Origin of the sequence: Bradyrhizobium frederickii, from assembly GCF_004570865.1 — a bacterium.
In the GTDB taxonomy this organism is placed as follows: Bacteria; Pseudomonadota; Alphaproteobacteria; order Rhizobiales; family Xanthobacteraceae; genus Bradyrhizobium; species Bradyrhizobium frederickii.
Genome location: NZ_SPQS01000009.1, coordinates 233,299 through 247,406, shown reverse-complemented (window position 1 = coordinate 247,406; position 14,108 = coordinate 233,299). Strand labels below are relative to the sequence as shown.

Sequence of the window (14,108 nt, the reverse complement as noted above, 5' to 3'; positions counted from 1 at the left end):
CGCCTCTCGGGAAGTCTTGCCAGCCGAGACACCCTCACCCCAGCCCTCTCCCGCAAGCGGGAGAGGGAGCGCAGCGAGATTGCCGAGGCACTGCCCGATCATAAGTTACAACGACACGCCCGGCGGAATGTCCGCCTCGGTCACGCCCACCAGCTCCATGTTGGTGATGATCGCGTTGCGGATGAAGCCGAGGCCCTTGTTGAAATCGATCCAGGTGTTGACGTAATCGCGCCAGGTCTTGTCGGCCTCGCGGCGGAAGCCGGCATTCGACGTGGTGGCGAAGATCGGCGTGGGCAGCACGAGCTGGCCGAGCGAGGGGTTCTTCTTCAGCACGGTCAGCGACAGCATGGTGATCAGACATTGCGCATCGACGCGGCCGGTCTGCAGCGCGGCGGTGGCGTCGTCGGCGGTCTTCAGCCGCGTGATCTGCGCCTTCGGCGTCAGGCGGCTGATGACCTGGTCGTGCGAGGAGCCCTGGTCGACCGCGATCTTGATGTCGGGCGAGTTCAACTCGGCCCAGCTCTTCGGCTTGAAGTCCTTCTTGCAGAGGATGGCGAAGGCGTTGTTGAAGACCGGCACCGAGAAGTCGATCACCAGCGCGCGCTTCGGGGTCGGGTTGAGGCCGAAGAAGATGTCGATCTTGTTGGCCTGCAGATCCAGCACCGAATTGCCCCAGGTGGTCTCGGTGATCTCGAGCTCGGCCTCCATGTCGTCGGCGAGCCCCTTGGCGATGTCGATGTAGAAGCCCTTCCACTGGCCGCTGGACAGATCCTTCATGTAATACGGCGCGCCGCCGCCGACCGCGCCGATCCGCATCTTCTTGGTGCGGCGGATGCGGGCGAAGGTCGATTCGTTCGGATCGGCGGTCTGCGCCACGGCTGGGGTCGCCAGTGCGGCCGCGGTTACCGCGCCAAGTCCGACAATCGATGCAACATCACGACGTGTAACCATTGGGATCAATCGCTTTTCTGGTTGGGTGGAGTTCCGCATGCGTTTTTAGCAAGGCGGTCCCACTGACGAAAGCACAGCCTATCGGCTGGGCAGACCGGTAATTGCCCGGATGCTGGGCAGGATCAAGTCGTTCGAGCCGATAGCCGCTTGCTTTCCGACCCTTTTGGCCCCAAATAGGGACCGGGAGATTGGCGGTGGACGAGCCACTCGCCAACCGGGTCAGGTCCGGAAGGAAGCAGCCCTAACGAGGTCCGGATCGGGTCGCTCGTCAGTCTCCTACCTGTTTTTCGAGCGAACCAGCGCCGGCGGCACCAGCCGCCAGCGCGCTCCTTTCCGCAAAAGCCGGCCAAGAGACATTTCATTGCGGATCGACCGATGACCGACGCTGGCGCCCCTTCCAATCCCGATAGCGCCGGTCCGGCCGGCAACGCGCCGTACCGGGTGCTGGCGCGCAAATACCGTCCTTCCTCATTCGACGATCTGATCGGCCAGGAGGCCGTGGTCCGCACCGTCTCCAATGCGTTCGAGACCGGGCGCATTCCGCAGGCCTGGATCCTCACCGGCGTTCGCGGTGTCGGCAAGACCACCACCGCGCGCATCCTGGCCCGTGCGCTCAACTACGAGATGCCGGACGGCTCGGTGAAGGGCCCGACCATCCACATGCCGACCCTGGGGGTGCATTGCCAGGCGATCATGGAAAGCCGGCACATGGACGTGCTGGAGATGGACGCGGCCTCGCACACCGGCGTCGACGACGTCCGCCAGATCAACGACAGCGTGCGCTATGCGCCGGCCAGCGCCCGCTACAAGGTCTACATCATCGACGAAGTCCACATGCTGTCGACGGCGGCGTTCAACGCCTTCCTGAAGACGCTGGAGGAGCCGCCGGAGCACGCCAAATTCGTGTTCGCGACGACGGAGATTCGCAAGGTTCCGGTCACCGTGCTGTCGCGCTGCCAGCGTTTCGACCTGCGCCGCGTCGACGCCGACGTGCTGATGAAGCACCTCGCCAACATTGCCGCGAAGGAAAACGTCGAGATCGAGCCGGAGGCGCTCGGCATCATTGCCCGCGCCGCGGAAGGTTCGGTGCGCGATTCGCTGTCGCTGCTCGACCAGGCGATCGCGCATGCGGCAGGCACCGTCAAGGCCGATGCGGTCAGGCAGATGCTGGGGCTCGCCGACCGGACCCGCGTCATCGACCTGTTCGATTCGCTGGCGCGCGGCGACATCGCGGCTGCCTTCAAGGAGTTCCGCGACCAGTACGACGTCGGCGCCGATCCGATCGTCGTGCTCTCGGATCTCGCCGAATTCGTCAATTTCGTCACCCGCGTGAAGATCGTGCCGGCGACCGCCGACAACGTGGCCTATGGCGAGACCGAGCGCGTGCGCGCGAAGGATTTCGCCTCGAAGATCTCGATGCGCGTGCTGTCGCGGATGTGGCAGATGCTGCTCAAGGGCATCACCGAGGTGCAGGCCGCGACGCGGCCCGCGGCGGCCGCCGAGATGGTGCTGGTGCGTATCGCCTATGTCGCCGACCTGCCGACGCCCGATGAAGCCATCAAGATGCTGGAGCAGAACGGCGGCGGCTCGCCGGTCGTGAGCGGCGGAGCTGCGCGTAGCAGTGCGCCGGCCGCGCCGGTGTCGTCCGCGGCGCCAGTTCGCATGCCGACGTCGTCGCCGCCTTCGTTCGGGGGCGGTGGAGCGCGGCCGCAGATGGCGGCGCCGGCGCCGGACCCGCAAGGGGCGGCGCCGCAGCTGCGCATCACGAGCTTCACCCAGCTCGTTGCGCTGGCCGGGCAGAAACGTGATCTCATGACCAAGGGCGCGCTCGAAGGCGATATGCGCCTCGTCCGTTTCGAGGAGGGCCGGCTGGAAGTCGCGCTCGAGCCGAACGCCTCCAAGACCATGATCTCGGAGCTTGCGAAGAAATTCGAACTGTGGACCGGCCGGCGCTGGACCATCGTCGTCTCCAACGAGCAGGGCCAGCCGACGCTGCGCTCGGTGAACCAGGCCGCCAAGCAGGAGCATGCGCGTACCGCCGAGGCCGATCCGCGCGTGCAGGAGGTCCTGTCGCGTTTCCCCGGCGCCAAGGTCGTCGAGGTCCGCAGGCTTGCCCCCGAGACGCCGGAATCCAATATAAACACCGACTATGGCAGTGACGATCCGCCCGACGGTTCCGACGGCGACGATCTCTGAGCCGACCTTTTCAAGGACAGACACCGATGGCTGATTTTCTCGGCATGATGAAGCAGGCGGCGCAGCTGCAGTCCAAGATGCAGGAGATGCAGGAGCAGCTCGCCAACGTGGAAGTCGAGGGCATCTCCGGCGGCGGCCTCGTCGCCGTCCGCATGACCGCGAAGATGGACGTGAAGGGCATCAAGATCGATCCGTCGCTGATGAAGGCGGAAGAGCGCGAGGTGCTGGAAGATTTGCTCGTCACCGCGCTCAGTGATGCCCGCCGCAAGGCGGAGGCCGCCATGCAGGAGAAGATGCAGGCTCTCACCGGTGGGCTCGGCCTGCCGCCGGGGTTGTTCGGCCAATAATATGGGCGCTGTTGCAGGTCCCGAGATCGAACGGCTGGTCCAGCTGCTCGCACGGCTGCCGGGCCTCGGTCCGCGTTCGGCGCGGCGCGCGGCGCTGCACCTGATCAAGAAACGCGAAGCGTTGATGATGCCGCTGGCCTCGGCCATGCAGGTGGCGCTGGACAAGGTCCAGGTCTGCAAGACCTGCGGCAACATCGACACGCAAAATCCCTGCACCGTCTGCACCGATCCGAAGCGCGATCCCGCCATTATCGTCGTCGTCGCCGACGTCGCCGATCTCTGGGCGTTGGAGCGGGCCAATGCGACTCAAGGGCGCTATCATGTGCTGGGCGCGACATTGTCGCCGCTCGACGGCGTCGGCCCGCAGGATCTGACCATCGACGCGCTGGTCGCGCGCGCCCATGCTGCCGAGGTGCACGAGATCATCCTGGCGCTGAATGCGACGGTCGACGGCCAGACCACGGCGCACTACATCACCGACCTGCTTCAGGACGCCAATGTGAAGGTGACGCGGCTCGCCCATGGCGTTCCCGTCGGCGGCGAGCTTGATTATCTCGACGAAGGTACGCTATCGGCAGCGATGCGGCAGCGCACCCTGTTCTAGCAATCCACAGATCACGGAACGGACGACATGACGAAACTTTTCGCCACACGATTGGCTTTGGTCGCGACGATGGCGATGCTGGTGACCCCGGCCATCTCCGCGCAGCCGGGTGACGAGGCCCCGCCGCCGTCGAAGCCCGGCAAGCCGATCAACAATGGCGACGTGCTGTCGGGCGAGTTGAACGCCATGAAGGTGCGCGACGTCAAGAACGGCAAGCGGGTTCCGATGTATCAGATCACCTCCGAGCCGCGTCGCCTGCCGGCGCCGAACGGGCTGTGCAATCTCGAGACCGGCCCCGAGACCTTCCAGCTCGTCACCTCCAGCGACGCGCAGGCCACGCAGTTGAAATCGTTCGTCGGCAAGGAAATCTCGGTCAAGGTCGACGAGATCGCCTGCGCCAGCGATGCCGGCCAGATGAGCGAAGCCGTGATCACGAAGTGGAGCATCATCAAGAAGCAGTAGGGGCGATATCGCCGGGCCGGTGACCAGGACCGCGTCTTGATCTCCGGTTGTGCGTCGAGCATAGTGCAAGCGATCGAACCGCGGAGAGGTCGGTCAGCCGTGCGTGGAATAGCCCTTGCCGTCCTGCTGGTCTTCGCCGGCGCTACTCCCTGGCCGGTCTCGGCCGCCCAGGACACCGCGTCTTATCCGACGGCCGCAGCAGCGCTTGAGTCGCTGCGCGCCAAGCCGGGGGTGAAGACGTCCGTTCAATCCGGCTGGACCGTGATCGAGGACGCGGCCACTCTGAGCCTGTGGTCGTTTCCGCCGAAGGGACATCCGGCCTATCCGGCAGCCATTCAGCGCCGCGTCGTGCAGGACGGAAGCGAAGTCGTCATCCGAATGAACGTCCTGTGCGAAGCCTCCAAGGCCGCTTGCGATGCGCTGGTCGCCGATTTCGAGGGGCTCAACGGACGCGTTCGGAAAGAGATGCAGCGCTAAGCTTACACTCGCACCTGCTCCAACGTTTCGAAATGGCCACGCTTCTGCAGCCACGCCAGCAGCATCAGGCTCGGAATGGCGACGAGGACGGAGATCGCGAAGAACATCGGCCAGCCCGTCGCCTTCGCCAGATAGCCCGCGCCCGATGACAGGTAGGTGCGTCCCACGGCGGCGAGCGCCGTCAGCAGCGCATACTGGGTCGCGGTGTGCAGCGGGTTCTGGCACAGCGCCGAGAGATAGGCGACGAAGATCACGGTGCCGATGGCGTTGCAGAAATTGTCGGAGGTGATTGCGAGGGTCAGCGCCCATTCATTGACGCCGACCAGCGCCAGCCACGAGAACGACAGGTTGGAGATTGCCTGCACGATGCCGCCGATCCACAGGCTCGTTGCGAGCGAATAACGCCGTGCCACGAAGCCGCCGGCAAACCCACCGGCCAGGGTCGCTGCGATGCCGACGCCCTTCACGATCACCGCGTAGTCGTTCCGCGTGAAGCCGATGTCGATCACGAACGGCACGGTCATGTTGCCGGAAAACGCGTCGGTGAACTTGAACAGCACGACGAAGGCAAGCGCCGCCCACGCTTCCTTTCGCTGCAAGAATTCCGAGAATGCGCCCAATGCGGCATGGAACACCCGCATGAGCGCATCCTCGTTCTGCGTGGCAGCCTCGGCGCGCTTGGATTGTGCCGGCTCGGTGGCGGCCAGCGCAGTCACCGTGCCAATCAGCACCAGAGCCGCCATCACCACATAGCCCCACATCCAGGCGGCGCCACGAGGGACGATCGTCTCGAAGCCGGTGACGATGAACAAGGCGCCCGCGGTCGATATCAGCATGCCGATGCGATAGGCCGCGACATAGGCGGCCATGCCGGCGGCCTGCTCGCTCTCGGGCAGGCTCTCGACGCGGAATGCATCGACGACGATGTCCTGTGTCGAGGACATCGTCGCGACCAGGAGCGCACCAAGCGCGACGAACAGCGGCGAGCGCGCCGGATCGGTCAGCGCCAACAGCAGAATCGCGCCGATCAGCAGCAATTGTGAGAACACCAGCCACCCCCGCCGGCGGCCAAAGGTGCGCGTGAAGAACGGCACATGCAGCGCATCGACCAGCGGCGCCCACAGGAACTTGAGCGTGTACGGCGTTCCAACCAGTGCAAAGAGCCCGATCGTTCCGAGATCGACCCCCGCCTCGGCCATCCATACCAGCAGCGTCGATCCCGACAGCGCCAGCGGCAGCCCCGAGGAGAAGCCGAGAAACAGCACGATCAGCACCCGCGGCTGCAGGTAAACGGCAAGGCTGTCGCGCCAGGAGGTTGCAGGAGCGGCGGCAGGCGAAGTCGCGTCGGGTGCGGTCATGGGGTGGTGTTAGCAGATTCTGGCCGGAAAGACTCTTGCGATGCCGGTGAGGCGGGAGGGGCCACAATAGCCTCGGTGTCATCGTCCGCGAAGGCGGACGATCCAGTAATCATCAGCGCCTCGATTCAATCACGCCCGCCTCGGCGTACTAGATACCCCGCCTTCGCGGGGTATGACAGCATCATGGAGGCCCGGCTATTTCATGATAAAGGTCATCCCAATTCGGATTGTGCTGCTCGATCAACCGAACCTTCCAGGCCCTGTTCCACTTCTTCAGCCGCTTCTCCCGCTTGATCGCATTCTCGGGATCGTCGAACTGTTCGAAATAGACCAGCCGGGCGACGTCGTACTTCTCCGTGAAGCCCTCGATGAGCTTTGACTTGTGCTCGGCCACTCGGCGAATGAGGTCATTCGTCACGCCGATATAGAGCGTTCCGCCGATCTTGCTGGCGAGAATGTAGACGTAGTAGTGGCGTCCGCCCATGCGATCACCCCAACGGTGTCATCGTCCGCGAAGGCGGACGATCCAGTACTCACCACCACCTCGATTCAACAACGATCGTCACGGCGTACTGGATGCCCCGCCTTCGCGGAGCATGACAGTGTGCCCTAATCTCACTCCCCCGCCTGGAGCTTCCGCGGAAACAGCTCGCCCGCGTCCGTGGCCACCAGCCGCGGTCCCTCCGGCGCATCGGTCTTGCTGAAATCGAGCTCCTCGATGCGTCCTGCGCGCTTTTCGATCTTGTCGGCGGAGATCAGCACCTGGCGGACGTCCTCGTTCACGTCGGCGAAATGCTTCTGCAGCTTGAGCACGCGGTCGCGCAGGCGGCCGAGATCGTCGCCGAGCTTGATCACTTCGGTGCGGATCTGGTCGGCGGCATCGCGCATGCGCGCGTCCTTCATGATCTGCTGCATCACCTGGATCGCGAGCATCAGCAGCGAGGGCGACACCAGCACGACGCGGGCGCGATAGGCCTTCTGGATCACGTCGTCGAAACCGTCGTGGATCTCGGCGTAGACCGATTCCGACGGCACGAACATCAGCGCCATCTCCTGGGTCTCGCCGGCGACGAGATATTTTTCCGCGATGTCGCTGACATGCTTCATCACGTCGCCGCGCAGCCGCTGCGTGGCGATTCGCCGCTCCTCGTCGGTGCGGGCGTCGTGCAGCGCCGTCATCGCCTCCAGCGGAAATTTCGCGTCGATGCAGAGCGGGCGCTGGTCGGGCAGGAACACGACGCAATCCGGCCGCTTGCCGGTCGAGAGCGTGAACTGGAACTCGTAGGCCCCCTTGGGAAGGCCGTCCTGGACGATCGCCTCCATCCGCGCCTGACCGAAGGCGCCGCGCGACTGCTTGTTGGAGAGCACATCGCGCAAGGTGGTCACCTGGGTGGTGAGGTCGGTGAGGTTCTTGTGCGCGCTGTCGATGATGCCGAGCCGCTCATGCAGCGCGCGCAGGCTCTCCATGGTGTTGCGGGTCGAATGTTCCATGGACTGGCCGACGCGGTGGGTCACCGAATCCAGCCGCTCGTTGACCGCCCGCGCCATCTCGGCCTGGCGGCCGGCCAGCGCCTGGGTCATGGCGTCGACCCGGCCGGAGGATTCGCTTTGGGCCCGCAGCACCTCACTCAGGCGCTCCTCGAGCTCGCCGGCCCGGATCGCGTGCGCCATTGCGAGTTCCGCGCCGCGCCGCCCGGACCGCGCGATGACGATGGCGATCACCACCAGCAGGACGAGGACAAGCGCACCAAAGCCGATCAGCGCGTGGAAGGTGCGCACCGGCCAGTCGTCCAGCATGAAAATGATCTCGTTCATGGCGACCGTTCTAGCCGATTCGCCGGTGCTAGCGAACGAATAGCGAACGCTCAGGGTTAATCGCGCTCTTATTTTTATGGTTAACGGAAAGCGAATTTTTATGGTTAGCGAGGGGTTAACAGGGTTCCGGGCCGCATTGACCGCATCCGGCATGGGGCTTAAATCGCGGCCATGGCCCTCAGAGAAATCATCATCCTGCCCGACAAGCAGCTGCGCCTGGTCTCCAAGCCGATCGAGAAGGTCACCTCGGAGATCCGCAAGCTTGCCGACGACATGTTCGAGACCATGTACGACGCGCCCGGCATCGGCCTCGCTGCGATCCAGGTCGCGCAGCCGCTGCGGCTCATCACCATGGACCTCGCCAAGCGCGACGAGAACGGCGAGACCAAGCCGCTGCCGCGCGTCTTCATCAACCCCGAGATCATCGCCTCCTCCGAGGAACTGTCCATTTACGAGGAAGGCTGCCTCTCGATCCCCGAATATTACGAGGAGGTCGAGCGCCCTGCGAAGGTGCGCGTGCGCTTCACCGATCTCGACGGCAAGGTGCACGAGGAGGACGCCGAAGGCCTCTTTGCCACCTGCATCCAGCACGAGATCGACCATCTCAACGGCGTGCTGTTCGTCGACTATCTCTCCAAGCTCAAGCGCGACCGCGTGATGAAGAAGTTCGAGAAAGCCGCCAAGCGCGCCGGTGAGTGAGTTGTAAACAGCTGGTGTTGCCGAGAACTCCCCTGCGCTCCCTCCCCCCTTGCGGGGGAGGGTGGGGGAGAGGGGTAGCCCAGCAAATGGTCTGACCGGGGCAATGAACCAATCCGCGCTCACGCCGCAAGAGCGCGTCGTGTGGCACCCCTCTCCCTAACCCTCCCCCGCAAGGGGGGAGGGAACGCAGCGAGTCTGTTGATGCCCCTTCGCCTGATCTTCATGGGCACGCCCGATTTCTCCGTGCCGACGCTGCTCGAGCTGGTCGCGCATGGCCACGAGATCGTCGCCGTCTACACCCGTGCGCCGAAGCCGGGTGGGCGGCGCGGGCTGCAATTGCAGCCGACCCCGGTCGAGGAAGCCGCGCGAAAGCTCGGCGTGCCCGTGCTGACGCCGAAGACGCTGAAGACCCAGGAAGCGCTCGATGAATTTCGTGCCTTCGAGGCCGATGCCGCCGTCGTCGTCGCCTACGGCATGATCCTGCCGCAGGCGATCCTCGATGCGCCCAAGCTCGGCTGCTACAATCTGCACGCTTCGCTGCTGCCGCGCTGGCGCGGCGCCGCTCCGATCAACCGCGCGATCATGGCCGGCGATGCCGAGAGCGGCGTGATGGTGATGAAGATGGATGTCGGTCTCGATACCGGCGACGTCGCGATGGCCGAGCGGCTCGCGATCACGGACAACATGACGACGGCGGATCTGCACGATCGTCTCTCGCGCCTCGGTGCCGATCTGATGGTGCGGGCGATGGCCGCGCTCGACCGCGGCGGGCTCCAGCTCAAGAAGCAGAGCGAGGACGGCGTCACCTATGCCGCCAAGATCGACAAGGCCGAGGCGCGGATCGACTGGCGCAAGCCGGCGCGCGAGGTGCTGCGCCACATCCACGGCCTGTCGCCGTTCCCCGGCGCCTGGGCCGAGCTTGAGAACGCGCGCGTCAAGATCCTGCGCTGTGAGCTGGCGCAAGGCGCCGGCGAGCCGGGCGCGGTGCTCGACGATCAACTCACCATCGCCTGCGGTGACGGCGCGATCCGCATCATCGAGCTCCAGCGCGAGGGCAAGGGCCGGATGCAGGCCGCCGACTTCTTGCGCGGCGTGCCGTTGAAGGCGGGAGCCAAATTCACCTGACACTGTCATACCGCGCGAAGGCGGGGTATCCAGTACGCCGAGGCTTCTCGGCTGAACGGATAGGCTGCGGAGTACTGGATTGCCCGCCTTCGCGGGCAATGACAGTGAAACTGGATAAAATGCCCCGCTACAAGCTCACCATCGAATATGACGGCGCGCCGTTTTTCGGCTGGCAGGTGCAGGACACGCTGCCCTCGGTGCAGGGCGCGCTGGAAGCGGCCGTGAAGGCGATGACGGGGGCGGATCTGCGGGTGCATGGCGCCGGCCGCACCGATGCCGGCGTGCACGCGCGCGGCCAGGTCGCGCATGTCGACGTCGACAAGCAGTTTCCGCCGGGCCGTTTTCGCGACGGGCTCAACGCGCACCTGCGCCCGCATCCGATCGCGGTGTTAGAGGCCGAGATCGTGCCCGACAGCTTCGAGGCACGCTTCTCGGCGGTGAAGCGGCACTACCGCTATCGCGTCATCAACACCCGCGCCAATCTCGCGCTCGATGTCGGCCACGCCTGGCGCGTGCCGCGCAAGCTCGATGCCGAGGCGATGCATGCGGCAGCCCAGCGCCTGCTCGGCAAGCACGATTTCACCACCTTCCGCGATGCCGAGTGTCAGGCCAAGTCGCCGGAGAAGACGCTCGATCAGCTCGACGTGATGCGCGACGGCCGCGAGATCATCATCGTGACCTCGGCGCGCTCGTTCCTGCACAGCCAGGTCCGCTCGATGGTGGGATCGCTGGTCTGGGTCGGCGAGGGCCGCTGGACCGCCGACGATCTCTCCGCAGCGCTCGCCGCACGCAACCGCGCCGCCTGCGGCATCGTCGCGCCGCCGGAGGGCCTGTATCTGATGAAGGTGGATTATTAAACGCGAGGCGCGCCCTCACGCTACACCCACCGCTGTCATGCCCCGGCTTGACCGGGGCATCCAGTACGCCGCGGCTTCTCGGTTCAATCACTGCTGTCTCTGGAATACTGGATCGCCCGGTCAAGCCGGGCGACGACAGCGGAATGTGAGGCCGCAGTCGGGCCTCACCCAAAATACCTTGTCAGTATCCCGCGATACACCTTCGTCAGCTTCTCCAGATCGGCAACCGGCACGCGCTCGTCGATCTGGTGCATGGTCTGCCCCACCAGCCCGAACTCGATCACCGGGCAATAGCTCGCAATGAAGCGCGCATCCGACGTGCCACCGCTCGTCGACAGCTCCGGCTTGCGCCCGGTCACCTCCTCGATCGCGGCGACGGCGAGATCGGTGAAGGGCCCTGGCTTGGTCACGAACACGTTCGAGTTCGAGGGCTCCCAGACGATGCGGGCCTTGATGCGGTTGCCGCAGGCTTTGGCGAGGCGCGTCTCCACCAGCTCGCGCAAGCTCGCCTGGGTGTGATTGTCGTTATAGCGGATGTTGAACTTGGCGCGGGCTTCGCCGGGGATGACGTTGAAGGCCTTGTTGCCGACGTCGACCGAGACGAATTCGAGATTGGACGCCTGGAACTGCGCACTGCCATGGTCGAGCGGCTCGTCGGAGATTGCCACGATCAGCCGCGAAATGTCCGGCACCGGATTGGAGGCGCGGTGCGGATAGGCGACGTGACCCTGCACGCCGTCGACGACGAGCGTGCCGGATTGCGAGCCGCGGCGGCCGACCTTGATGGTGTCGCCGAGCGTCTCGACATTGGAGGGCTCGCCGAGCACGCAATGATCGAACTTCTCGCCGCGCTCGGCGGCCCATTTCAACAGCTTGATGGTGCCGTTGATGGAGACGTCTTCTTCATCGCCCGTGATCAGGAATGAGATCGAGCCCGAGCCTGATTTTTGGCCGTCGGCACGCGGCTTGCCGCCGTTGGCGGCGAGATGCTCCAGCACCGCCGCGACCGAGCAGGCGATGCCGCCCTTCATGTCGACCGCGCCGCGGCCGTGCAGGACCCCGTCCTTCACTTCGCCGGAGAACGCACCGACGCTCCAGGCGCCTTCGTCGCCGGGCGGCACCACGTCGGTGTGGCCGGCAAAGGTGATGTGCGGAGCTTCGGTGCCGATCCGCGCATAGAGATTGTCGACGTCGGCGGTGCCTTCCTCGCTGAAGGTCACGCGATGGCAAATGAAGCCGGCGGCGCCGAGGGCTTTTTCGAGCACTCCGAGCGCACCGGCGTCGGCCGGAGTTACCGAGGGGCAGCGGATGAGATCGCGGGCAATGGACAGAGCATCGGTCATCCGCCCCGCTTAACATGCATGCCGCCGGGTGGGCTAGCACTGGGCGGGACAATTTCGGTCTCGCGGCCCTGGTCCCAGCCCTGTCCCGCCCGCGACGATGCGGAAGCGACCTCGGCCGCCGGATCGGGACCGAACCGATTGGGTCCTTTGGTGCCGCGCAGGAAGCCGGTCTCGATGAAGCCCCAGATGGACAGGACCATGCTGGCGAGCGCGATCGGCAGCATCCAATATGTGTCCGGAAGAGTATCTGCAAACTGCTTGAACAGCCCCGGCAGCACGAAATACGCGAGTAGCCACCACGCGCTCTTGTCGCGGTCATGCAGGCGCTTCACCATGATCGCGAGATCGATCCAGAGCGTCAATGCGGTTGCGGCCAGCTTGAGCAGCAGCACCGGCAAATTGTCCAGCAGCGACCATCGATAGGCCGCGGGATCGACGATCTTGAAGACGTCGTCAGCATTCAGATTGAAGGATTTGACCTCGCTGCCGAGCGCGGACATGACGCCCAGGCAGAGCAAGACCAGCAGGATCATGCCGCACAGGACAAAGATCAGGCTGCACCAGAACCCGGCGCGGCCCATGCGGCCGTCGAAGCGGAAGAGATACCAGGTCCAGCGCATCCGAGGGGCTCCGGGCAGGACGGGCCGCCCGAAGATTGGTCGCGATGCAGGGAGGGTGGGTTCGATACAGTACAAACCCGTCATCCCCGCGCAACGGCGAAGCATCGCGCCGGGAGCCTCGAAGGATGAACGGCCTAGGTGTTGCGGCAGCGGGGCCGTCGCCCTTCGAGGGCCGCCGAAGGGGCGGCCACCTCAGGGTGACGGGGATAGATGTGGGCGCGTGGTTCCGATCAGTCCCGCAGCAGCTCGTTGATGCTGGTCTTGGAGCGGGTGCGCTCGTCGACGCGCTTGACGATGACGGCGCAGGCGGTGCTGGGGCCGATCTGGCCGTTCTTCATCGGCTTGCCGGGCAGGGCGCCGGGCACCACCACCGAATATTCGGGCACTTCGCCCATGAAGACCTCGCCGGTCTCGCGGTCGACGACCTTGGTCGAGGCGCCCAGGAACACGCCCATCGCCAGCACCGCGCCCTTGCGCACGATCACGCCTTCGGCGACCTCGCTGCGCGCACCGATGAAGCAATCGTCCTCGATGATCACGGGCTCGGCCTGCAGCGGCTCGAGCACGCCGCCGATGCCGGCGCCGCCGGAGATGTGCACGCGCTTGCCGATCTGCGCGCAGGAGCCGACGGTGGCCCAGGTATCGACCATGGTGCTCTCATCGACATAGGCGCCGAGATTGACGAAGGACGGCATCAGCACGACGTTCTTGGCGATGAAGGCCGAGCGGCGCACCACGGCGCCGGGCACCGCGCGAAAACCGGCATCGCGGAAACGGTTCTCGCCCCAGCCCTCGAACTTCGAGGGCACCTTGTCCCACCAGGTCGCCTTGCCCGGGCCGCCATTGATGACGCCCATGTCGTTGAGGCGGAACGACAGCAGCACCGCCTTTTTCAGCCATTGATTGACCTTCCACTTGCCGTCAGCGCCGCGCTCGGCAACGCGCGCCTCACCCTTGTCCAAGGTCTCCAGCGCCTGATCCACGGCTTCGCGCACCTCGCCCTTGGTCGAGGTCGAGATGGTCTCGCGCGCGTCGAAGGCGCTGTTAATGGTGGATTCGAGGGCTGCAAGGGACATCGGGATTTCCTCTGGGGAAGGCGTGGTTTCGCGTGAATTGGAGCGCTTTTTCGGGATTTGGGGGGACGGAGTCAAGGCATACTCCGCCGTCGTCCCGGGGCGCGCGAAGCGCGAGCCCGGGACCCATAGCCACAGGCAGTCGTTTGGCGAGGACTTGGAGTTGCGAGCTCGCTCGTCA

General features: G+C 65.2%; 15 protein-coding genes and 1 other RNA gene. 9 read left to right on the top strand and 7 right to left on the bottom strand.

Translation table 11 applies throughout. The features are described 5' to 3' along the window. Positions 1-105: 105 nt before the first annotated feature. On the bottom strand, positions 106-951 hold the full coding sequence (locus tag E4K64_RS17970) for a transporter substrate-binding domain-containing protein (protein ID WP_135164699.1): 846 nt from the start codon (positions 949-951) through the stop codon (positions 106-108). Between the two features lie 183 nt (positions 952-1,134). Here E4K64_RS17970 and ffs point away from each other — a divergent pair. The 6 genes from ffs to E4K64_RS17940 all read left to right on the top strand — a co-directional run bounded on the left by ffs (position 1,135) and on the right by E4K64_RS17940 (position 5,037). Further along, positions 1,135-1,231: signal recognition particle sRNA small type (gene ffs, locus E4K64_RS17965), an RNA gene on the top strand. A gap of 95 nt (positions 1,232-1,326) precedes the next feature. Then, a complete protein-coding gene (locus E4K64_RS17960; RefSeq protein WP_135164698.1) occupies positions 1,327-3,147 on the top strand; it encodes a DNA polymerase III subunit gamma/tau in 1,821 nt (606 codons plus the stop codon). Between the two features lie 26 nt (positions 3,148-3,173). Next, the gene (locus E4K64_RS17955) at positions 3,174-3,494 is read left to right on the top strand and encodes a YbaB/EbfC family nucleoid-associated protein (RefSeq protein ID WP_126260225.1); all 321 of its coding nucleotides are present in this window, start codon (positions 3,174-3,176) and stop codon (positions 3,492-3,494) included. Between the two features lies 1 nt (position 3,495). Further along, the gene (gene recR, locus E4K64_RS17950; RefSeq protein WP_100174939.1) at positions 3,496-4,098 is read left to right on the top strand and encodes a recombination mediator RecR; all 603 of its coding nucleotides are present in this window, start codon (positions 3,496-3,498) and stop codon (positions 4,096-4,098) included. A gap of 27 nt (positions 4,099-4,125) precedes the next feature. Beyond that, positions 4,126-4,560, top strand: coding sequence for a hypothetical protein (locus tag E4K64_RS17945; protein WP_126260226.1), 435 nt, complete (start codon positions 4,126-4,128; stop codon positions 4,558-4,560). Between the two features lie 99 nt (positions 4,561-4,659). Then, positions 4,660-5,037, top strand: coding sequence for a hypothetical protein (locus tag E4K64_RS17940; protein ID WP_209311970.1), 378 nt, complete (start codon positions 4,660-4,662; stop codon positions 5,035-5,037). Positions 5,038-5,039: 2 nt separating this feature from the next. Here E4K64_RS17940 and E4K64_RS17935 read toward each other — a convergent pair whose 3' ends face one another. The 3 genes from E4K64_RS17935 to E4K64_RS17925 all read right to left on the bottom strand — a co-directional run bounded on the left by E4K64_RS17935 (position 5,040) and on the right by E4K64_RS17925 (position 8,210). Next, the gene (locus tag E4K64_RS17935) at positions 5,040-6,395 is read right to left on the bottom strand and encodes an AmpG family muropeptide MFS transporter (protein WP_135164697.1); all 1,356 of its coding nucleotides are present in this window, start codon (positions 6,393-6,395) and stop codon (positions 5,040-5,042) included. A 181-nt stretch (positions 6,396-6,576) separates the two neighbouring features. After that, positions 6,577-6,879 (bottom strand): GIY-YIG nuclease family protein, encoded by a 303-nt coding sequence (locus E4K64_RS17930; RefSeq protein WP_135164696.1) that lies wholly within the window; start codon positions 6,877-6,879, stop codon positions 6,577-6,579. 131 nt (positions 6,880-7,010) lie between these two features. Further along, positions 7,011-8,210 carry a DNA recombination protein RmuC gene (locus E4K64_RS17925; RefSeq protein WP_135164695.1) on the bottom strand — a complete coding sequence of 400 codons (1,200 nt, stop codon included), beginning with the start codon at positions 8,208-8,210 and terminating at the stop codon, positions 7,011-7,013. 171 nt (positions 8,211-8,381) lie between these two features. On the opposite strand from E4K64_RS17925, the gene def reads away from it, so the two are divergent. From def to truA, 3 genes are all read left to right on the top strand, one after another. Further along, a complete protein-coding gene (gene def / locus E4K64_RS17920) occupies positions 8,382-8,909 on the top strand; it encodes a peptide deformylase (RefSeq protein WP_135164694.1) in 528 nt (175 codons plus the stop codon). Positions 8,910-9,110: 201 nt separating this feature from the next. Continuing rightward, the gene (gene fmt, locus E4K64_RS17915) at positions 9,111-10,034 is read left to right on the top strand and encodes a methionyl-tRNA formyltransferase (RefSeq protein ID WP_135164693.1); all 924 of its coding nucleotides are present in this window, start codon (positions 9,111-9,113) and stop codon (positions 10,032-10,034) included. A gap of 119 nt (positions 10,035-10,153) precedes the next feature. Next, complete coding sequence (gene truA, locus E4K64_RS17910) at positions 10,154-10,891, top strand: tRNA pseudouridine(38-40) synthase TruA (RefSeq protein ID WP_167772100.1); 738 nt, start codon at positions 10,154-10,156, stop codon at positions 10,889-10,891. Positions 10,892-11,055: 164 nt separating this feature from the next. Here the strand turns inward: truA and dapE are convergent, their stop codons facing one another. From dapE to dapD, 3 genes are all read right to left on the bottom strand, one after another. Beyond that, positions 11,056-12,234 carry a succinyl-diaminopimelate desuccinylase gene (gene dapE / locus E4K64_RS17905; protein ID WP_135164691.1) on the bottom strand — a complete coding sequence of 393 codons (1,179 nt, stop codon included), beginning with the start codon at positions 12,232-12,234 and terminating at the stop codon, positions 11,056-11,058. Further along, positions 12,231-12,854, bottom strand: a complete 624-nt coding sequence (locus E4K64_RS17900) for a DUF805 domain-containing protein (protein ID WP_135164690.1) — start codon at positions 12,852-12,854, stop codon at positions 12,231-12,233. The genes dapE and E4K64_RS17900 overlap by 4 nt, the downstream gene beginning before the upstream one ends. Positions 12,855-13,084: 230 nt before the next feature. Then, positions 13,085-13,930, bottom strand: a complete 846-nt coding sequence (gene dapD / locus E4K64_RS17895; protein ID WP_126260235.1) for a 2,3,4,5-tetrahydropyridine-2,6-dicarboxylate N-succinyltransferase — start codon at positions 13,928-13,930, stop codon at positions 13,085-13,087. Positions 13,931-14,108: the final 178 nt, after the last annotated feature.

Excerpts from the sequence above, each read along its gene's own strand:
- E4K64_RS17970 (WP_135164699.1), bottom strand. The coding sequence starts at position 951 with ATGGTTACACGTCGTGATGTTGCATCGATTGTCGGACTTGGCGCGGTA.
- E4K64_RS17960 (WP_135164698.1), top strand. The coding sequence starts at position 1,327 with ATGACCGACGCTGGCGCCCCTTCCAATCCCGATAGCGCCGGTCCGGCC.
- E4K64_RS17955 (WP_126260225.1), top strand. The coding sequence starts at position 3,174 with ATGGCTGATTTTCTCGGCATGATGAAGCAGGCGGCGCAGCTGCAGTCC.
- recR (WP_100174939.1), top strand. The coding sequence starts at position 3,496 with ATGGGCGCTGTTGCAGGTCCCGAGATCGAACGGCTGGTCCAGCTGCTC.
- E4K64_RS17945 (WP_126260226.1), top strand. The coding sequence starts at position 4,126 with ATGACGAAACTTTTCGCCACACGATTGGCTTTGGTCGCGACGATGGCG.
- E4K64_RS17935 (WP_135164697.1), bottom strand. The coding sequence starts at position 6,395 with ATGACCGCACCCGACGCGACTTCGCCTGCCGCCGCTCCTGCAACCTCC.
- E4K64_RS17930 (WP_135164696.1), bottom strand. The coding sequence starts at position 6,879 with ATGGGCGGACGCCACTACTACGTCTACATTCTCGCCAGCAAGATCGGC.
- E4K64_RS17925 (WP_135164695.1), bottom strand. The coding sequence starts at position 8,210 with ATGAACGAGATCATTTTCATGCTGGACGACTGGCCGGTGCGCACCTTC.
- def (WP_135164694.1), top strand. The coding sequence starts at position 8,382 with ATGGCCCTCAGAGAAATCATCATCCTGCCCGACAAGCAGCTGCGCCTG.
- fmt (WP_135164693.1), top strand. The coding sequence starts at position 9,111 with ATGCCCCTTCGCCTGATCTTCATGGGCACGCCCGATTTCTCCGTGCCG.
- truA (WP_167772100.1), top strand. The coding sequence starts at position 10,154 with ATGCCCCGCTACAAGCTCACCATCGAATATGACGGCGCGCCGTTTTTC.
- dapE (WP_135164691.1), bottom strand. The coding sequence starts at position 12,234 with ATGACCGATGCTCTGTCCATTGCCCGCGATCTCATCCGCTGCCCCTCG.
- E4K64_RS17900 (WP_135164690.1), bottom strand. The coding sequence starts at position 12,854 with ATGCGCTGGACCTGGTATCTCTTCCGCTTCGACGGCCGCATGGGCCGC.
- dapD (WP_126260235.1), bottom strand. The coding sequence starts at position 13,930 with ATGTCCCTTGCAGCCCTCGAATCCACCATTAACAGCGCCTTCGACGCG.